Origin of the sequence: Nocardia sp. NPDC005998 (genome assembly GCF_040614395.1) — a bacterium.
GTDB lineage: Bacteria > Actinomycetota > Actinomycetes > Mycobacteriales > Mycobacteriaceae > Nocardia.
Window position 1 is genome coordinate 39538 of record NZ_JBEXUI010000034.1, and the last position, 17414, is coordinate 56951.

At 65.7% G+C, this 17414-nt stretch carries 21 protein-coding genes; 13 read left to right on the top strand and 8 right to left on the bottom strand.

The genetic code is table 11. The features are described 5' to 3' along the window. The first annotated feature begins 40 nt into the window (after positions 1-40). The 7 genes from ABZ293_RS32330 to ABZ293_RS32360 are packed head-to-tail and all read left to right on the top strand — an operon-like array spanning position 41 to position 6676. Positions 41-1309: a beta-ketoacyl-[acyl-carrier-protein] synthase family protein gene (locus tag ABZ293_RS32330; RefSeq protein ID WP_355186878.1), complete on the top strand. Its 1269-nt coding sequence runs from the start codon at positions 41-43 to the stop codon at positions 1307-1309. Beyond that, entirely contained in the window at positions 1306-2520 is a 1215-nt protein-coding gene (locus ABZ293_RS32335; RefSeq protein ID WP_355186880.1) for a ketosynthase chain-length factor, read from the top strand. Before ABZ293_RS32330 ends, ABZ293_RS32335 begins: the two co-directional genes overlap by 4 nt. A gap of 23 nt (positions 2521-2543) precedes the next feature. Continuing rightward, positions 2544-2798 (top strand): acyl carrier protein, encoded by a 255-nt coding sequence (locus tag ABZ293_RS32340; protein ID WP_354952165.1) that lies wholly within the window; start codon positions 2544-2546, stop codon positions 2796-2798. Positions 2799-2809: 11 nt separating this feature from the next. Beyond that, positions 2810-3733: an aromatase/cyclase gene (locus ABZ293_RS32345; RefSeq protein WP_355186882.1), complete on the top strand. Its 924-nt coding sequence runs from the start codon at positions 2810-2812 to the stop codon at positions 3731-3733. Beyond that, complete coding sequence (locus tag ABZ293_RS32350; protein WP_355186884.1) at positions 3730-4665, top strand: MBL fold metallo-hydrolase; 936 nt, start codon at positions 3730-3732, stop codon at positions 4663-4665. The genes ABZ293_RS32345 and ABZ293_RS32350 overlap by 4 nt, the downstream gene beginning before the upstream one ends. Next, positions 4653-5909 carry an FAD-dependent oxidoreductase gene (locus tag ABZ293_RS32355; protein WP_355186885.1) on the top strand — a complete coding sequence of 419 codons (1257 nt, stop codon included), beginning with the start codon at positions 4653-4655 and terminating at the stop codon, positions 5907-5909. The genes ABZ293_RS32350 and ABZ293_RS32355 overlap by 13 nt, the downstream gene beginning before the upstream one ends. 2 nt (positions 5910-5911) lie before the next feature. Next, positions 5912-6676 carry an alpha/beta fold hydrolase gene (locus ABZ293_RS32360; protein WP_355186887.1) on the top strand — a complete coding sequence of 255 codons (765 nt, stop codon included), beginning with the start codon at positions 5912-5914 and terminating at the stop codon, positions 6674-6676. Here the strand turns inward: ABZ293_RS32360 and ABZ293_RS32365 are convergent. From ABZ293_RS32365 to ABZ293_RS32375, 3 genes are all read right to left on the bottom strand, one after another. Next, the gene (locus ABZ293_RS32365) at positions 6663-7700 is read right to left on the bottom strand and encodes an alcohol dehydrogenase catalytic domain-containing protein (RefSeq protein WP_355186889.1); all 1038 of its coding nucleotides are present in this window, start codon (positions 7698-7700) and stop codon (positions 6663-6665) included. The two genes, ABZ293_RS32360 and ABZ293_RS32365, sit on opposite strands and share 14 nt — an antisense overlap. A 178-nt stretch (positions 7701-7878) precedes the next feature. Beyond that, the gene (locus tag ABZ293_RS32370; protein WP_355186890.1) at positions 7879-8967 is read right to left on the bottom strand and encodes a lipocalin-like domain-containing protein; all 1089 of its coding nucleotides are present in this window, start codon (positions 8965-8967) and stop codon (positions 7879-7881) included. A gap of 59 nt (positions 8968-9026) precedes the next feature. Next, on the bottom strand, positions 9027-9347 hold the full coding sequence (locus ABZ293_RS32375) for an antibiotic biosynthesis monooxygenase (RefSeq protein WP_355186892.1): 321 nt from the start codon (positions 9345-9347) through the stop codon (positions 9027-9029). 60 nt (positions 9348-9407) lie between these two features. Between ABZ293_RS32375 and ABZ293_RS32380 the strand changes: the two genes are divergently transcribed. Beyond that, positions 9408-10394, top strand: coding sequence for a helix-turn-helix domain-containing protein (locus ABZ293_RS32380; protein WP_355186894.1), 987 nt, complete (start codon positions 9408-9410; stop codon positions 10392-10394). A gap of 158 nt (positions 10395-10552) precedes the next feature. Beyond that, the gene (locus ABZ293_RS32385) at positions 10553-11350 is read left to right on the top strand and encodes a crotonase/enoyl-CoA hydratase family protein (RefSeq protein ID WP_355186896.1); all 798 of its coding nucleotides are present in this window, start codon (positions 10553-10555) and stop codon (positions 11348-11350) included. A gap of 103 nt (positions 11351-11453) precedes the next feature. Here the strand turns inward: ABZ293_RS32385 and ABZ293_RS32390 are convergent, their stop codons facing one another. Beyond that, on the bottom strand, positions 11454-11852 hold the full coding sequence (locus ABZ293_RS32390) for a helix-turn-helix domain-containing protein (protein WP_355186898.1): 399 nt from the start codon (positions 11850-11852) through the stop codon (positions 11454-11456). A gap of 114 nt (positions 11853-11966) precedes the next feature. On the opposite strand from ABZ293_RS32390, the gene ABZ293_RS32395 reads away from it, so the two are divergent. Together ABZ293_RS32395 and ABZ293_RS32400 are read left to right on the top strand one after the other, a co-directional pair. Beyond that, entirely contained in the window at positions 11967-12461 is a 495-nt protein-coding gene (locus ABZ293_RS32395; protein ID WP_355186900.1) for a luciferase family protein, read from the top strand. 29 nt (positions 12462-12490) lie between these two features. Further along, entirely contained in the window at positions 12491-12880 is a 390-nt protein-coding gene (locus ABZ293_RS32400; protein WP_354952151.1) for a lipocalin-like domain-containing protein, read from the top strand. Positions 12881-12889: 9 nt separating this feature from the next. On the opposite strand, the gene ABZ293_RS32405 is transcribed toward ABZ293_RS32400, so the two are convergent. Together ABZ293_RS32405 and ABZ293_RS32410 are read right to left on the bottom strand one after the other, a co-directional pair. Further along, positions 12890-13411: a biotin/lipoyl-containing protein gene (locus ABZ293_RS32405; RefSeq protein ID WP_355186902.1), complete on the bottom strand. Its 522-nt coding sequence runs from the start codon at positions 13409-13411 to the stop codon at positions 12890-12892. Between the two features lie 12 nt (positions 13412-13423). After that, on the bottom strand, positions 13424-14206 hold the full coding sequence (locus ABZ293_RS32410; protein WP_355186904.1) for an SDR family NAD(P)-dependent oxidoreductase: 783 nt from the start codon (positions 14204-14206) through the stop codon (positions 13424-13426). A 151-nt stretch (positions 14207-14357) separates the two neighbouring features. Between ABZ293_RS32410 and ABZ293_RS32415 the strand changes: the two genes are divergently transcribed. Beyond that, complete coding sequence (locus ABZ293_RS32415; protein WP_355186906.1) at positions 14358-14777, top strand: nuclear transport factor 2 family protein; 420 nt, start codon at positions 14358-14360, stop codon at positions 14775-14777. Between the two features lie 36 nt (positions 14778-14813). Further along, the gene (locus tag ABZ293_RS32420; RefSeq protein WP_355186908.1) at positions 14814-15425 is read left to right on the top strand and encodes a malonic semialdehyde reductase; all 612 of its coding nucleotides are present in this window, start codon (positions 14814-14816) and stop codon (positions 15423-15425) included. Positions 15426-15496: 71 nt separating this feature from the next. On the opposite strand, the gene ABZ293_RS32425 is transcribed toward ABZ293_RS32420, so the two are convergent. Together ABZ293_RS32425 and ABZ293_RS32430 are read right to left on the bottom strand one after the other, a co-directional pair. Next, the gene (locus tag ABZ293_RS32425) at positions 15497-15814 is read right to left on the bottom strand and encodes a protealysin inhibitor emfourin (RefSeq protein WP_355186910.1); all 318 of its coding nucleotides are present in this window, start codon (positions 15812-15814) and stop codon (positions 15497-15499) included. Positions 15815-15839: 25 nt separating this feature from the next. Then, positions 15840-16886: a M4 family metallopeptidase gene (locus tag ABZ293_RS32430; RefSeq protein WP_355186912.1), complete on the bottom strand. Its 1047-nt coding sequence runs from the start codon at positions 16884-16886 to the stop codon at positions 15840-15842. Positions 16887-17414: the final 528 nt, after the last annotated feature.

Here is a 17414-nt window from a genome sequence, read left to right on the forward strand (position 1 = left end):
GAGATAACGCCATGAACCCCAACGCATCCGGTGGTGCGGAATGAGCCGCCGCGTTGTCGTCACCGGACTCGGTGTCCGCGCGCCCGGCGGTTCCGGTAAGGACGAGTTCTGGAAACTGCTGTCCGAAGGACGCACCGCCACCCGCCGGATTTCATTCTTCGACCCGACACCGTACCGATCCCAGGTGGCTGGCGAAGCCGACTTCGACCCGATTCGGGAGGGCCTCTCGCCGAGGGAGATTCGCCGCATGGACCGGGCGGTGCAATTCGCCGTGGTGTGCGGACGGGAAGCGGTGGCCGATAGCGGCATCGATATCGGATCGCTCGACCCGCACCGGCTCGGCGTCAGTCTCGGCAGCGCGGTGGCCGCCGCGACCAGCCTCGAACAGGAGTACCTGGTGCTGTCGGACTCCGGTAAGAACTGGCTGGTCGACCAGACCTATCTGTCCCCGCACATGTTCGACTACATGGTGCCCAGCGTGATGCCCGCCGAGGTAGCTTGGAGTGTCGGTGCCGAGGGCCCGGTCGCGATGGTCTCCAACGGCTGCACATCCGGACTGGATTCGGTCGGCCACGCGGTGCAATTGATCCGCGAGGGTTCGGCCGATGTCATGCTGGCCGGGGCCGCGGATACCCCGATCACGCCGATCGTGGTGGCCTGCTTCGATGCGATCAAGGCGACCACCTCGCGCAATGACGACGCCGAACACGCCTCGCGCCCGTTCGACAATTCGCGCAACGGCTTCGTGCTCGCCGAGGGCGCCGCGATGTTCGTGCTGGAGGAGTACGAGAGCGCGCGCATACGCGGCGCACACATCTACGCCGAGATCACCGGCTACGCAACACGCTGCAACGCATACCACATGACCGGTCTCAAGGCCGATGGGCGGGAAATGGCCGAGGCGATCCGCGTCGCACTCGATGAGTCGCGCATCGACCCCACCGGCGTGGACTACATCAACGCACACGGTTCGGGCACCCGACAGAACGATCGGCACGAAACCGCCGCGGTCAAGCGCAGTCTCGGCCAGCACGCCTATGCGACACCGATGAGCTCGATCAAGTCGATGGTCGGGCATTCGCTCGGTGCGATCGGCTCGGTCGAGATCGCCGCCTCACTGCTGGCCCTGGAATACCAGGTGGTGCCGCCGACGGCCAACCTGCACGAGGCCGATCCGGAGTGCGATCTGGACTATGTGCCGCTCACCGCGCGCGATCACCGGATGGACACCGTACTCACCGTCGGCAGCGGATTCGGCGGCTTCCAGAGCGCGATGGTATTGCGCAAGCCGCACGAGGTGGCGGCATGATCCTGGTAACCGGAATGGGTGTGCTCGCGCCGAACGGCCTCGGCGTCGAACGGTTCTGGGATGCGGTACTGGACGGTCGCGGCGGTATCGCGCCACTGACCCGGTTCGACGCGAGCCGCAGCAGCGCACGATTGGCCGGGCAGGTTGTCGATTTCGACGCGGGCGAACATCTGCCGAGTCGATTGCTGCCGCAGACCGACATTTCCACCCGGATGGCGCTGGTCGCCGCGCAGTGGGCGCTGGACGATGCCAAGGTCGATACCGCGACACTGACCGACTACGACATGGGCGTGGTCACCGGAAATGCCTCCGGCGGTTTCGAATTCACCCACCGCGAGTTCAATAAGCTGTGGTCGCGCGGTTCCGAACATGTGAGCGTCTACGAATCGTTCGCCTGGTTCTACGCGGTGAACACCGGGCAGATCTCGATCCGGCACGGTATGCGCGGACCGAGCAGCGCGCTGGTCGCCGAACAGGCGGGCGGATTGGACGCGGTCGGACACGCCAGGCGCACGGTGCGTCGCGGTACCCCGCTGGTGGTCACCGGCGGGGTCGACTCGGCGCTGGATCCCTGGGGTTGGGCGGCACATCTGGCCAGCGGTGCGGTCAGCACCTCGGACGCACCGGAGCGCGCCTACCTGCCCTTCGATGTCGAGGCGTCGGGATATGTGCCCGGTGAGGGCGGGGCGATGCTGGTGGTCGAGGATGCGGCGGCGGCCCGAACCCGTGGGGTGCCGAAGGTGCACGGCGAAATCGCCGGATACGCATCGACATTCGATCCGCCCCCGGACTCCGGAAGGCCCTCGGGTCTGCGCCGAGCGGCCGAGCTCGCACTCGCCGATGCCGGTGTCGGGCCGGAGGACATCGATGTCGTATTCGCGGACGCGGCAGGCGTGCCCGACCGCGATCGAGACGAGGCGGCGGCCATCGAAGCCGTCTTCGGGGCCGGCACAGTCCCGGTCACGGCGACGAAACCGCTGACCGGACGACTGTTCTCGGGCGCGGGCCCGCTCGACATCGTGACCGCGCTGCTGGCCATCCGCGATTCGGTGATCCCGCCAACCGCCCACACCACCACCCTCGCCGAGGACTACCGGATCGACCTGGTTCTCGGCGCACCACGGCCCGCCACCGTCGGCGGCGCCCTCGTCCTGGCGCGTGGCCGTTGGGGTTTCAACTCCGCGGTCGTCGTACGCGCCGTCACCGACTGATTCGAATATCTAGGGAGCCGATTATGACCATGACCATCACCGAATTACGCCGGATCCTCGTGGAATGTGCGGGCGGCGAGGATATCGCCGAGCTCGCCGGCGATATCGCCGGCGTCGACTTCGAACAGCTCGGCTACGACTCCCTGGCGCTCATCGAGACGGCCTCCCGGATCCAACGCGATTTCGGCGTGACGATTCCAGAGGAGCAGCTCATCGATGTCAAGACGCCACAGGAGCTGGTCGATATCGTCAACAGTCAGTTGCCGGGTGCGGCATGAATATCGAGGTGATGAGCCACAGCAGGGTGGTGCAGGCGCCGCCCGAGATCGTCTACGCCCTGGTGGCCGATGTGACCAAGTGGCCGGTGATCTTCGCGCCGAGCGTACTGGTGCGCCATCTGCACCGCGGACCCGATGACGAGCGGTTCCGGTTGTGGGCCACCGTCAATGGCGAGGTGAAGAACTGGACCTCCCGCCGGGTGCTCGATGCGGCGCAGCGGCGCATCGTCTTCGAACAGGAGCGCAGCCAGGCGCCGATCGCGTCCATGGGCGGTAGCTGGTCGATCCGCGAAATCGACTCCGGCACCACGAAGGTAACCCTCGACCATCGCTTCACGGTGGTGGACGGGGCCGACCGAAATGTGGTCGCGGGCGCGGTGGATCGCAATAGCGAAACCGAACTGGCCGCGCTGGCGCGCATAGCGGAGCTCGGCCATCCGGTCGAGGATGTCGTGCACACCTTCGAAGACACTGTCACGCTGGATATTTCGGCGGCCGAGGCATACGACTTCGTCTACCACAGCGAGCGCTGGCCCGAACACGTCCCGCATGTCGGGCGGATCGAGCTCACCGAGGACGCCCAAGGCGTGCAGCTGATGGAGATGGATACCGTGACCGAGGGTGGTATCCCGCACACCACCAAATCGGTGCGCGTCTGCTCGTCCAATGAGCGCATCGACTACAAACAGCTGCTGCCACCGACCATGCTCTTCGGGCACAGCGGCGCATGGGAATTCACCGACGGTCCCGATGGCGCGGTGGTGACCGCTCGGCACACCGTGGCGATCAATCCGACCGCCGCCCGCGAAATCCTCGGGGCCACCACCGATCTCGCCGACGCACGCGCCTATCTCACCGACGCGCTATCGACCAACAGCCGCAATACCCTGCGGTGCGCCGTAAGGTATGCCGAGACCGTGAAGTCACCGACATGACGGCCACCGAACCACCACAGGTGGCCGGTGACCCCGTGGTACGCGAAATCGCCGACCGGGTCTACGCGTACACCCACCACCGAGGCGGCTGGTGTGTCAGCAATGCGGGTGTACTGGCCGGTCCGGACGGGGCGGTGGTGATCGATACGCTGGCGACCGAGGGGCGCACCCGCGCGCTCGTCGAATTCGTCGACGGACTCGATATCGGCCCCGCCAGAACGATTGTCAACACCCACCATCACGGCGACCACAATTTCGGCAATCACCTCTTCGGCCCCGCCGCGGTCGTCGTCGGCCACGACCGGATCCGGCCGGAGATGATCGAAACCGGACTCGCGCTGACCCAACTGTGGCCCCAGGTGCAATGGGGCGACGTGCGCGTCACGCTGCCGAGCATCACCTTCAGCAGCCGGATCACCCTGCATATCGGCGAACGCCGCGTCGAACTCATCCACCTCGGACCGGCCGCACACACCACCAACGATGTGGTGGCGTGGCTGCCCGAGGAGAAGGTGCTCTTCGCCGGAGATCTGGTGATGTCGGGTGCCGCGCCGTTCTGCCTCATGGGATCGGTCAGCGGATCGATCACCGCGATCAGCAGACTTGCCGCATTGGGTGCGCGGACCGTGGTGTCCGGACACGGTCCGGTCACCGGACCCGAAATCTTCGACCGGACACTGCGGTATCTGCGGTGGGTGCAGCAACTCGCCGCCGAGGGACGCTCGCTCGGCCTCACCCCGTTGGCCGTCGCGCTCGAGGCCGATCACGGCGAATTCGCCGACCTGGTCGATGAGGAACGGATCGTCGGCAATCTGTACCGCGCCGATGCGGAATTGGCGGGCGGTCCGATCGGCGAACCCCTCGATGTGCTGTCGATCTTCGACGAGATGATCGTCTACAACCACGGGCAGGTGCCGACATGTCTGGCGTGACAACCGAATCGGTGCAGGTCTGCGTGGTCGGCGGCGGACCGGCCGGGCTGATGGCCGGTCTGCTGATGGCCCGCTCCGGCGTCAAAGTGCTCGTGCTGGAAAAACATCCGGACTTCCTGCGGGACTTCCGCGGCGACACCGTGCATCCGTCCACACTGCGGGCCATGGACGAGTTGGGGCTCGCGACGGAATTCCTTGCGCTACCACACGTCGAACTGCCGCAGCTGCCGATGGCCACCGCGTCCGGTCCGGTGATCTTCGCCGACTTCCGCACGCTGCCGGGTGGCTTCCCGTTCGTGGCGTTCATGCCGCAGTGGGATGTGCTGAACTTCCTCGCCGACGCGGGCAGGCGGTATCCGGGCTTCCGGCTCATCCAGCACGCCGAGGTCACCGAGCTGATCCACGAGGACGATACGGTGGTCGGCGCACGGGCCAGCACACCGGATGGTGCCCTCGAGGTGCGGGCCCAGCTGGTGATCGCGGCGGACGGGCGCAATTCGATCGTGCGTGGCCTACTGGACGTCGCCGCCAGTGCCGCCCCGATGGACGTGCTGTGGTTCCGCGTCGGCAAACCCGACGGCGAACGGCTGCCCACCGTGCGCAGCGGCAAGGGCTTCTTCATCGTCTGCATCGACCGCGGCGACTACCTCCAGGTCGCGTACATGATCCCGAAGGGCGGATTCGCGACCGTCGAGGCGGGCGGACTCCCCGAATTCCGGGCCGGACTCGCCGCGATCTATCCCAGCCTGACCACCCAGCTGGCGGCGGAAATTCGCACCTGGGACGATGTGAAGCCCCTTGACGTACGGGTGGATCGGCTGCGCCGCTGGTATCGGCCGGGTCTGCTCGCGATCGGCGACGCGGCGCATGCCATGTCGCCCGCGGGCGGGGTCGGCATCAATCTCGCTGTACAGGATGCCATCGCGGCCGCCCGCCTGCTCGCACCCACGCTGAGCACGGGTGCCCGACCGAGCCTCGCCCAGTTGCGCGCCGTGCAGCGCAGACGCGAATTCCCCATGCGCGTAGTCCAATTCGCGCAACTGCGGCTGCTATCGGATCTGTATCCGAACGCGGGGCGGCCGGGCACCGATAAACCCGTGCTCGTGCGCCTGCTGCGCCGCTTTCCCCGCCTGCCGCGGCTGGTGGCCCGCGTGATCGGACTCGGCATTCGGCCCGAGCCGGTGCCACCGGCGGCCGCCATTGCCGGAACCGTCACCGCCCTATCGAAATTCAGGGAGAACTGATCGTGTCGACATATCTGCTCGTCCACGGGGCATTCCACGGCGGCTGGGTCTGGCAGCGGGTGACACCACTGCTCGAGGACGCCGGACACCGCGTATTCGCGCCATCCCTGGTCGGCCTCGGCGACCGCGCCGACCAGCTGACTCCCGAGGTCGGCCTCGACACCCACGTCGAGGATCTGGTCGGCCTGCTCACCTTCGAGGACCGCACCGATGTCATCCTGGTCGGCCACAGCTATGCGGGCATCGTGGTGACCGCCGTCGCCGACGCCGTACCCGACCGCATTGCCGAACTCGTCTACATCGACACCTTCGTCCCACGCAACGGTGAGGCGGTCGCCGACATCATGCCCGGCATGGTCGATGCCTTCACCGCCGCGGCCGACGCGCACGGCGACGGCTGGCGGGTACCACCGCAGACCGAGCCGATGGGCGACGGCGGACTCTACGGCGTCACCGAGGAGCCGGATCTCAGCTGGGTGGCCTCGATGCAGACGGCACAATCGCTGGCGACCTTTCAGCAGCGCATGTTGCTGACGAATCCCGAAGCGCTGAAGGCGATTCCGGTCACCCATGTGCACTGCAGCGAGGGCGGCGCGGATTTCAAGGCCATGCGCACCGCCATGCCGCGCACCCTGCCGCCCGCCGACCTGCCACCGGAGCGGCTGCATGTGCTGCCGACCGGACACGACTGCATGATCACCATGCCGCAGGAATTGGCCGGACATCTGCTGGCTTTGGCACGGAAACGCTGGGTCAGGGACGGATGAGGACCTTGAGTGCTGTGCGGGTGTCCATGGCGCGATAGCCGTCGGCGATGTGGTCGAGGTCGGTTTCGCGGTCGAAGACCTTGCCGGGCTCGACGCTGCCGTCCAGTACGCCGGGCAGCAGGGTCTCGATGTAGGCGCGGACCGGCGCCGGTCCTCCGGTGAGAGTGATGTTGGGGGCGAACAGACTGCCGAAACCGATAGGGGCGCTTTTGTATTGCGGAACACCGACACGGCTGATCACGCCACCGGGGCGAACGACGCCGACGGCCTGCTCGTAGGCGGGCAGGTGGCCGACCGCTTCGATGACGACGTGAGTTCCATCGCCGCCGGTCAGGTCGCGGACCACAGCAATACCTTCCGCACCGCGCGCTGCCACGACATCGGTGGCACCGAATTCCAGGCCCAGATCGGTGCGGTCCTTGTGGCGACCCATGAGGATGATCCGTTGGGCGCCACGCTGGGCGGCGGACAGCACGGCCATCAGCCCGACTGCGCCATCGCCGATGACGGTGACGGTGGTGTCGGTCCCGACGCGGGCTCGACAGACGGCGTGGTGTCCGGTGCCGTAGACGTCGGACAGCGTCAGCAGTGAAGGGATCAGCGGCGAATTCTCCTCCACCGGAACCACAACGAGTGTGCCGTCTGCGAACGGGACGCGCACCGCCTCGGCCTGTCCGCCACCGACGCCCTCAGAGTTCCAGTAGCCACCGCGTCGGCAGGAGGTGTGCAGGCCTTCGCGGCAGAAGTCGCAGGTGCCGTCGGAGTACACGAAGGGCGCGATCACGAGATCGCCCCTTTTCACGGTGCGCACGTCGCTGCCGATGTCCTCGACGACACCGACGAACTCGTGCCCCATGGAGGTGCCCAGCGGTGTCGGCCGCATCGAGTGATAGGGATGCAGGTCGGTGCCGCACACGCAGGCACGCACGACGCGGACGATCGCGTCACCGGCGTCGTGGATCGTCGGGTCGGGCACGTCGATGACGCGGACCTCGCCCGGGCCGTACATGTAGGTCGCTCGCATATGGAACCTCTTCGTGGTGTCGAGATCTCGATGGTGGTGCTCGGTGTGGGCACGCGTTGCGCCCGGTTCACCGCGTCGGTGAGCGCATGCGCGCCCACCGACAGTGGTGATGTGGCAGCCGATCTTCCGCCGGGGGGTCGACGGCAGTGTTATCGCGAACCGCGGGTCGGTCAGCCGGTCAGGCTTGGTGGCCGATGATGCGGGGCCGGTCGTCGCTGACCGCGGTCACATCCACCGGCGGATGGGAGCGTGCACCGAAATACAACAGCTCCCACACGGTTTTCGCGCTGAGCGCCTCGGCGTGACCGTCGCGGGTTTCGATGAGATCGACATCGCCCAGGAACCGGTGGTAGGCGCCGTGTTGGCCGAAATCGATCCGGAAGATGTCCGCGTTGTAGCGGAACGTGACGGTGTAGGTGGTGCCGGACTCCTCGATCGAGTACTGCACCAGCCGGTCGACCGGCACACCGCTGTCGGGATGGATCGACTGGTCGCCGGTCACCACCGCGACGCCGTCGCCCACTCTGGCCGCCACGATCTCGCTACCTCTCGCGATCATCAGCACGGGAACCGTTGTGCCGCCATAGTTGTCGTTGACAACGAAGGTCAGTGACACGATGGTGTAGTCGCCGAGCAGCGCTCTGCCCCAATACCAATGATCGAGCACCTTGCGCGGGGCGATATTGCCCCAGTTGTGGTCGTGGTAGCCGAGCCCACTCAGTGCGGCGGTACGACCGTCGACGGTCAGGATGGCCTCGACCGCGCCGCGCGCCACGAACGGGAGCCATGCGATGTAATGCTCCTCGTCGGCGCCGAAGTACAGGAATCCCGACTCCGGCCGCCACGGCGGCACCTGTGGCGTGAGCGTGAGATCCACCGTGAACTCGTCGATTTCGACGTGGATCTCATAGTGCCGGTCCACGATGCGAAATATGTTGGGGCCGATACGCACATCGCAGGCGTCGGTCGCGGCGGAGAACTCCGTCGGCTTTCCGAGGTAGGTCTGCTCGAGCCGACTGCCGTCGGCGCGGGTCAATGTCACCAGCACGAACGGGGTCAGGGGTGCCTTCGGTGACACATAAGGGGGTTTGGTGTGGAACTCGATGGTCAGGACCGAACCATCGTCGAGGTGGCCATCGAAGTACCACCACTCGAAGGTCCCATCGGCCGCGCCGGTCCGCAGACCGTCTTCCCAGCCGTGGATCACTCCGGGGGTTTCGTTGGCTCGTTGATAGTGGCTATCGGTCCGGCCGACAACGGCTTTCATCCCGCGCTCCTCATCTCGGGCGGCCACGTTCGACGCGGCCGCGACTGCGCCGGCGTCGATCACGCCGACTCGTTCTTGACCGCGATCACCGACAGCGGCGACACGACCGGAGGTCCGGCGAGCAGTTCGGAGCCCTCGCCGAGGATCAGCTGCGCGGCCGGACCGGCCATGTGGGCCTGCTGCGCCTCGGGTGAGGCAAAGATGTCGACCAGATGGAACGTCGACGGCTCGGTCGCCGACCGGCCCGCCAGCCACACCGCCGTGCCTTCCTCGGCTCGGATGTGCGGCAGGGCACGTTCGAGGATTTCCGCGAACGCGTCGGCCTTGCCGTCAGCGGTGGTGAAGGTGACCAGGATGGCTGTGTTGGTGAGCGTTGTCATGACCGTGACTCTAGGAGCGCAAATAGTCACGATTGCGACAAATCAGCTACTATTTGCGACATGAGGATCGGTGTTGCCGCAATCATGGGCGGCTGGGACTCCGGCCTGACCACTGTGCTCGATGTGCTGCGGACCGCAGAGGCGGCCCGTGAACGCGTCGATCGCGATATCCCCGCCATCTCGATACAGGTCGTCGCGGCCGTTCCGACGCCGGTGCCCACGCAGGGCGGGCTGCTCGTCCCGATCGACTTCACCTTCGACGATGCCCGGATGGACCAACTCGACGTGCTGGTCGTTCCCGCGATCGGCGCGAACAGTCCGCCCGGTGTGATCGATGCGTTGATGCGTCCCGACATCTCCGGTTTGCGCGCTCGATTGCGGGACTGGGCCGACGAGGGGCGTCAGCTCGCGGCCGCCTGTACCGGCACGCTGCTGCTCGCGGAGTCGGGGATCCTCAACGGGCGCCGGGCCACGACCAGCTGGTGGCTCACCACCGAATTCCAGCGACGCTATCCGCGGGTCGATCTCGATATGTCCCGAATGGTGGTCCAGGACGGGCACATCACCACCGCGGGTGCGGCATTCGCGCATATCGACCTGGCGATCAACCTCGTTGCCCGGGTCAGTTCACAACTGGCCGAGTTCACCGCCGCGACACTGCTCATCGACCAGCGTCCGGCCCGCAGCGTCGAATCCGCGCTGGGATACCTGTCGACTGTCGATCGGCTGATCACCGACTTCGAAACCTGGGCGCGGCTACACCTGGCCGAAGCGATCTCGGTTGCGGACGGCGCGGCGGCCATCGGCACGACCCGCCGCACACTCGAACGCCATATCCGTCAGCGACTGGGTACCACTCCCAATGCGCTCGTCCAACAGATGCGCGCTGAACGGGCTCGACACCTGCAGCGCACCACCAACCTCACCCTCGCCAAGATCGCGCCGATGGTCGGATATCAGAGCACCACCGCGCTGCGAAAGGCGCTCAACGCCACCGAAAGCCGCGACGACACCGAAGCGGAACCATTGGACGCCACACACGACTGAGCATCGCCGCGGAAGCGACAACTGCCGTGCAAGGTATGTCGCAAACGTTGCCTGCCGTGTCGCATCAGTGACGTTCGTGCTGCGTAGCGTCGACCGCGATGACGAATTGGTCGCCATTGCAGTCGTGAACTGGAGAACGCTATGAAGGCAAGTCAGGCATGATCAAGAATTTGCGGCCCAGCGAGGTCCTCACGGTCGAGAAGTCGGGCCACGTGTTGTTGATGGGTCTGAACCGGCCCGCCAAACGCAATGCGTTCAACATGGACCTGCTGCGAGCGCTCGGAAACGCCTACTACGTGCTCGACACCGACGATGACCTGCGCTGCGGTGTCCTCTACGGCAACGGCGACAACTTCACCGGCGGACTCGATCTCGCCGATGTGCTGCCGCAGATCGTCGACGACAATGTCGATTGGGCCGAAGACGAACTCAACCCGGTGTCCACCACCGGCCCCGCGCGAACAACCCCGGTGGTAGCGGCCGTGCACGGATGGTCCATGACCATCGGTATCGAACTGCTCTTGGCAGCCGACGTCCGAATCGCGGCCGCCAACGCCCAGTTTGCTCAGTTGGAGGTGCAGCGCGGGATCTTCCCACTCGGCGGTGCCACCTACCGGCTGCCACGGGAAGCCGGGTGGGGCAATGCGATGCGTTGGCTGCTCACCGGAGATCCGTTCGACGCGCACGAAGCATTGCGGTTGGGGCTCGTCCAAGAAGTCGTCGAAACCGGCCAACAGCTCAGCCGCGCAATCGAACTGGCGCATCGGATCAGCGAGCAAGCCCCGCTCGGCATCCGAGCGACCATGGCGTCGGCTCGGCTCGCGCTCACCGATGGGGAGGTGGTCGCAGGCGACGCCATCCGAGACGAGCTGCGGCGCATATCGACCAGCGACGACGCCAAGGAAGGCATGCTGTCGTTCATGGAGCGACGCCGAGCACAGTTCACCGGGCGGTAGCCGCTCGCGCAGCTGCAGGTGCGCGGTAGCAGCCTCTGCAGCCGCGGAATGTGGCGTATCGATGACGAATTCGGGTGCTGTCCAGTCGAATCGGGCCTGCGGCTCAGCCTTCGACAGTGTCGTAGGCGGCCCGGGCCGCCAGCACCTCGCTGAGATGTTCGCTCGACCAGTCCACGATGCTCGCGAACACCGGCCGCAGTGTCACCGCGAGCGGGGTCGCCTCGTACTCGACACGCGGCGGCACCTCCGCATGGTAGGTGCGGGCCACCAGGCCATCGCGTTCCAGCTGACGCAAACGCTGAGTCAGCACCTTGGGGGTGAGGCCCGGAATGCGCTGCTGGAGTTCGGTGAAGCGCAGGCGGCCGTCGTGCGTGAGCACCCAGAGCACCTGGGTGGACCAGCGGCCGAAGACGAGGTCGATCACCGGGGTGATCGGGCAGGGATCGACGCTCGCGGGCGCACCCGTCGCGCGGCCACCGCCCGTCATCGGATCGCTACGCACATTTTCTCCCGGGGGTCACTTTCCTCTTGGTAACTACTATACTTTGGAAAGTACTGTGAAACCAGGGGTCGCGAGCGAGCACCACCGCACGCGAAAACCGAAGGGAGCACAGTCATGACGACGATTTCCGTGGACGGGCGCATCGACCTGCCGCCCCGCAGCGGCGAACGCCCGCGCACCCGGGCACACAATCCGCATCAGCAGCTCAGTCAGCTGGCGCCACCGGAGCTGCAGGAGACGCTGTGGTCGAGAATGACCACGCTGAACGGAGTACTGCTCGGTCGCAGCGGTGTATCGCTGCCCGACACCCGTGCGCTGCATCTGCGGCCGACCATGGCCAAGGGGCCCGGCGAGGCGTATCTGGTAGGCACCGAATTCGCGCATTTGCACGGACACGGCGACGGCAGCCTGCACATATGCCTGCCGAAAGATATCGCCGCCGAGGCGATCGCGCAGGGCTGGGCGGAGCTGCATCCGATGGCACGTCAGCGTTTCCTGCCGCAGACATTGGTAATGGTCTACGGGCCAAGGGATATCGACGAACTCGAGGTCGCCTGGCGGCTGGTGCGGATCAGCCACCGGTTCGCGCACGGGTCGGCTACAGCGTGATTAGAGCGGCGGCCGCCATCGTGGGCGATATGAACGCCACCGATCTCATCGGAACCTGGGAACTGATGTCCTACTTCGATATCGACGAACACGATGCGACCAGCACCGGGCCATTGGGAGACGCACCGCGCGGCCTGCTGATCTACGGCGCGCACGGCTATATGTCGGTGAGCATGATGCGCACCGACGGGGCAACGGGCACACCGCCGTTCATGGGTTATGCCGGCTCTTGGCGCCGCCGCGGCACGGAAATGGTGCATGCGATCACCGTGTGCTCCAATCCGGCCTGGGCCGATACCGAACAGGTGCGCCAGATGTCGCTGCACGGCGACATCCTGACGCTGATCGGGGCCGCGCAGGTCGGCGGGCGGGTGCAGCGCCGGGTACTGACCTGGCGCCGCACCTGCCCGCCGTCCTGAAATCCCGTGTCATTCCGGAGAATACGAGAATAAGGGCTCATCGAATTGGACCGGTTCGTTGTTTTCCTTGAGTATTTCGGTGATCACGCCGCTGGCCTGCGCGGTCACCGGGATCATCAACTTCATCGCCTCCACGATGCCGATCTGCTGTCCGGCCGTGACCCGGTCGCCCACCTCGACGAAGGGCTCCGCGCCGGGTTCCTGGCTGCGATAGAACACCCCGACACTCGGTGCGCGGAAGAGCGCACCGACAGTCGGACTATCTTGCACGGCAGAGGTTTCGACCGCTCCCCCCGCCACATCGACCGTTCCGGCGGCCACCGGGGCCGCGATGACCGGCGCGGGCGAGACCTGCCATTCGGCCTCGATCGTCACCTCCCCCACCTGGACTCGCAACGCGCTCGGCTGATGCGGGAAACCCGCGAGCAAATGCAGCGCGCCGGTCTGGATGGCATCGAGGATGCGCAGATACTCGTCGTGGCCGGTGGCGGTGTTCTCTGCAACTGCGGTGCTGTCTTCAACTGCGGTCATTGTCCCTACCTCTCAGTAATTGCCGAGTCCGCCACAGACATTCAGCGCCTGTGCGGTGACCGCACCCGCGCCGGGGCCGATCAGGTAGTCGACCATTGCCGCCACCTCGAACGGCTGCACGTAGCGCCCGATCGGCACCCGTGCGCTCACCCTGGCGTGCACCTCATCGGTGTCGACACCCCACAGACCGGAGTACACCTCCCGAACCCGCTCGGCCATCGGCGTTTCCACGAAACCCGGGCATACCGCGTTCACCGTGATCCCGGTCTTGGCCAGTTCCAGTCCGAGCGCCTTGGTGAACCCCACAACGCCGTGTTTGGAGGCCGAATACGGCGCCCCGTGCACGACGCCCTGTTTGCCGCCGGTGGAGGCGATGTTCACGATGCGGCCGCTGCCGCGCTCGAGCATGCCGCCCGCGGTCAGCACCGCCTTGGTCATCAAGAAGACGCTGTTGAGGTTGGTATTGATCACGTCGAACCACAGCTCATCGGTGACCTGCGCGGTGACGCCGCCGCCGCTGCGGCCCGCATTGTTGACCAGGATGTCGATCGGGCCGTACCGCCGCACCCCCGCGTCGACGTACTCGCGGATCTGGGCGGCATCGACCACATCGCAGACCGTGCCGTCGACCTCGTGGCCGTCATCCTGCAGGCTTTTGACCGTATCGGTCACCTTTTGCTGATCACGAGCGCAGATGAACACCGCGATGCTCTGGGCCGCAAGACTTTTGGCGATTTCCAGACCCATACCGCTGGTCGCTCCGGTGACCAGCGCGACGCGCTTGCTTTCCGCCATGACTCCTCCATCGGTCTTTCCGGGCTGTTCGACCTCCAGACTCGTCGCCGGACCTATAGCCCGGGTCAACCCGCGCGCGGCTCGAGCCAGCCTCTAGCGGCATCGGCGACCGTTGCGTGCAGCCGCGCCCCGCCGCAACCAAGGAGCCACCATGCCCACCGTCGCCAGCCGCACCGAGTTGTACGCCGAGGTCCAGCAGTTCTATGCCGATCAGATGCAGCGGCTGGACAACCGCGATATCCCCGGCTACGCCGAAACCTTCACCGAGAATGCGGAATTCGAGCACACGCCCGGTCGGCCACCGGCTCGGACCAGGGCGGGCATCATCTCGGACCTGGTCGAATTCCACCAGCGTTTCGAGGCCGATCCGATGCAGCGCAGGCACTGGTTCAACATGATCAACCTGCAGCCACAGGACGACGGAACCATTGTCTCCACCGCCTACTGCCTAGTGGTCAAGATTCGGCCGAACAGCAAGCCCGAAATCGCGCCGAGCTGTGTCGTGCACGACGTGCTCGTCCGCGTGGACGGCAATCTGCTGACCCTGTCCCGGCGCGTCGCCCACGACTGAATCCGCTGTCCCCGACTACCTTTCGAGGAGAACCACGTGAACACCGTGCAGCCGCAGACTCTGCTCACCCTTGCCGCCGAAGCCCAGGACCTGTTGTTCCGGGAGGCGCGCACCGCGAATACCTTCACCGACGCACCGGTCACCGACGACCAGATCCGCGATATCTACGAACTGGTCAAATACGGCCCGACATCGATGAATCAGCAGCCGCTGCGCATCGTTCTGGTCCGCAGCCCCGAGGCGCGGGCCCGCCTGGTCACCCACATGATCGAGGGCAATCGGCCGAAGACCGCCGCCGCACCCCTCACCGCAATCCTGGCCGCCGACTTGAACTTCCACGAAAATCTGCCGAAGGTCTTCCCACACGCCCCCGAGGCGAAGGACTACTTCGCCGAGCCCGGCTACCGCGCCGAATCGGCCCGCTTCAACGCCCTGATCCAGATCGGCTACTTCATCCTCGGCATCCGGGCCGCGGGCCTGGCCGCGGGCCCGATGAACGGTTTCGACGCCGCCGCCCTGGACCAGGAATTCTTCCCCGACGGCACGCACAACTCCCTGGTCGTGGTCAATATCGGCATCCCCGGCGTGGACGCCTGGTTCCCCCGCTCTCCCCGCCTGAGCTACGACGAGGTCATCACCACGGCATAGCTGCAATGCCCATTCAACCGCAGCCATCGGGGCGACTACGGTGTCTGCCTTCTGATTGTCGGGAACCTGTTTCAGGCGGTCGGATCCGGTTGGGAGCGTTCGGCGAGTTCGGCGATCAGCGGTTGTGCCGCGTCGGGGATCTGCGTGTCGGTCCAGTGATAGGTGCTGGTCTGCTGGCCGTCGGTGACGGTGAGTTCGTACTCGAACTGATCCGGCATCGCCGGACCGCGCCTTGGCGTGTCCTGCTCGAGCGGTGTGTCGTTGAGCAGGTCGGTGATGACCGGCGACTGCTCGGCGGGCAGGTCGCGCGCGTCGAGCGAGGTTGTCATCTCTATTCCGGCGAGGCCGCCGCTTCGCCGGAATTCGAGATGTACATTCGGTGTGGCCATGGACACGATGGTATTCGCGGCCGGTTCAGCGCAACGTAACCTTCACGGCATCCCATGCGGATTGCACCGCATGCGCTTCATTGCTGGCCCTTCCGAAACGGTAGCGGGCCTGTTTCAGGGTCAATGCGGCGAAGTTGCTGAAGGTTGCGTTGGGTTTGAGCCCCGGGTCGATGAGCGCGTCGTACCAGACTGTTCCCGGCGTCTTCCACGCTTCTCCGCCCAATGTGGTGGCGAGTACATAGAACGCGTGGTTCGGGATGCCGGAGTTGATGTGGACGCCACCGTTGTCCCTGGTGGTCTGCACATATTTGGACATATCGGCGGGTTGGTTGTCGTGGGCGTTGGCGGTGCCGGGGGCCTTCAACGATCGCAGCGCAGGTGACAACAGCGGTCCCACGATATCCGCACCGATCAACCAGTCGGCTTGATCGGCGGTCTGGCTCAGGTGGTACTGCTTCACCAACGATCCGAACACGTCGGATAGGGATTCGTTGAGTGCGCCGGACTGGTTGGAATAGGTGAGATTCGCCTCGAACTGGGTGACCCCATGGGTCAACTCGTGTGCGATCACGTCGAGGCTGCGGGTGGTGTCGGTGAACAGCGGGCCGCTTCCGTCACCGAAGAACATATGTCCCTGTCCGTCCCAGAACGCGTTGTCGTATTTGGTGCCGAAATGGACCATCGCGGCGATCGGCATGCCCTGATCGTCGATGGAGTCGCGTTGGAAGACGTTCCAGTAGAAGTCATACGTGGCGCCGAAATTGTCATAGGCGGAGTTGACCGACGGGTCGGCAACCGGCGGCTGACCTTCGGCTCGGGCAAGCGTGCCCGGCACCGTTGCAGTGGAATGCTGCTGGTCGAAGATCGATCGCTGCGGTACACCGTTGGATACCGCGCCGACGGCCTGTTGCGGTTGTGGTCCCTGTCGTCCGGCGGCCTCGGCGCGCAGCATTCGGATGCTGTTGTCGAGATCCATGGTTGCGAGCAGTGCTGCTCGCTGTTCCGGCGGGAGTTCACGGGCGACCGACTGCAGTAGGTCGGGTGGGAGGATGCATGCTCTTGGGTATCGCATTTTCTGCTCCGTTTCGGATGCTGTGCGGCGGCTGATTCTGGATGCGGGCGGCCGGTTGGGGCGCGGCAATGGCTCGCGCGGAGTCGAGGTTTGCGAGGACCGTTTTGGCCGCTCGACGTTATCCGGGCGTCTATGGCCGTCGAAAACACTTGTGGTGCTAACGATTTGCTGTTTCTTGCCGCAGCGGTTGAGCGGAACAGATGAGTGATTTGCGCCTTACCCCCAGACCAGCGTCTACCTGCGCATTCATTCTCGGACGGCGCATAGTCGCGGACACGGGTATGCGACTACTCTTTATTTCCTGTCGGGGCGACCTCCGGGGCAGGTAGTGCCCAAAAGGGCAAATTTCTTCCGGGCGCATGCTGCAGCCGTTGACCTGGTGAGCGCGGATCCGCAGCGGGTCGACGATGCGGCGGGAGGGGGCCTGACGTCTCGATCACCCCAACGATCGAGTTCCAGGAAGGCGGGCCGCCAGATGATCTGGTAGGCCTGCCGGGCAGGCTCGGGCAGGGATGCGAGCATGGTGGC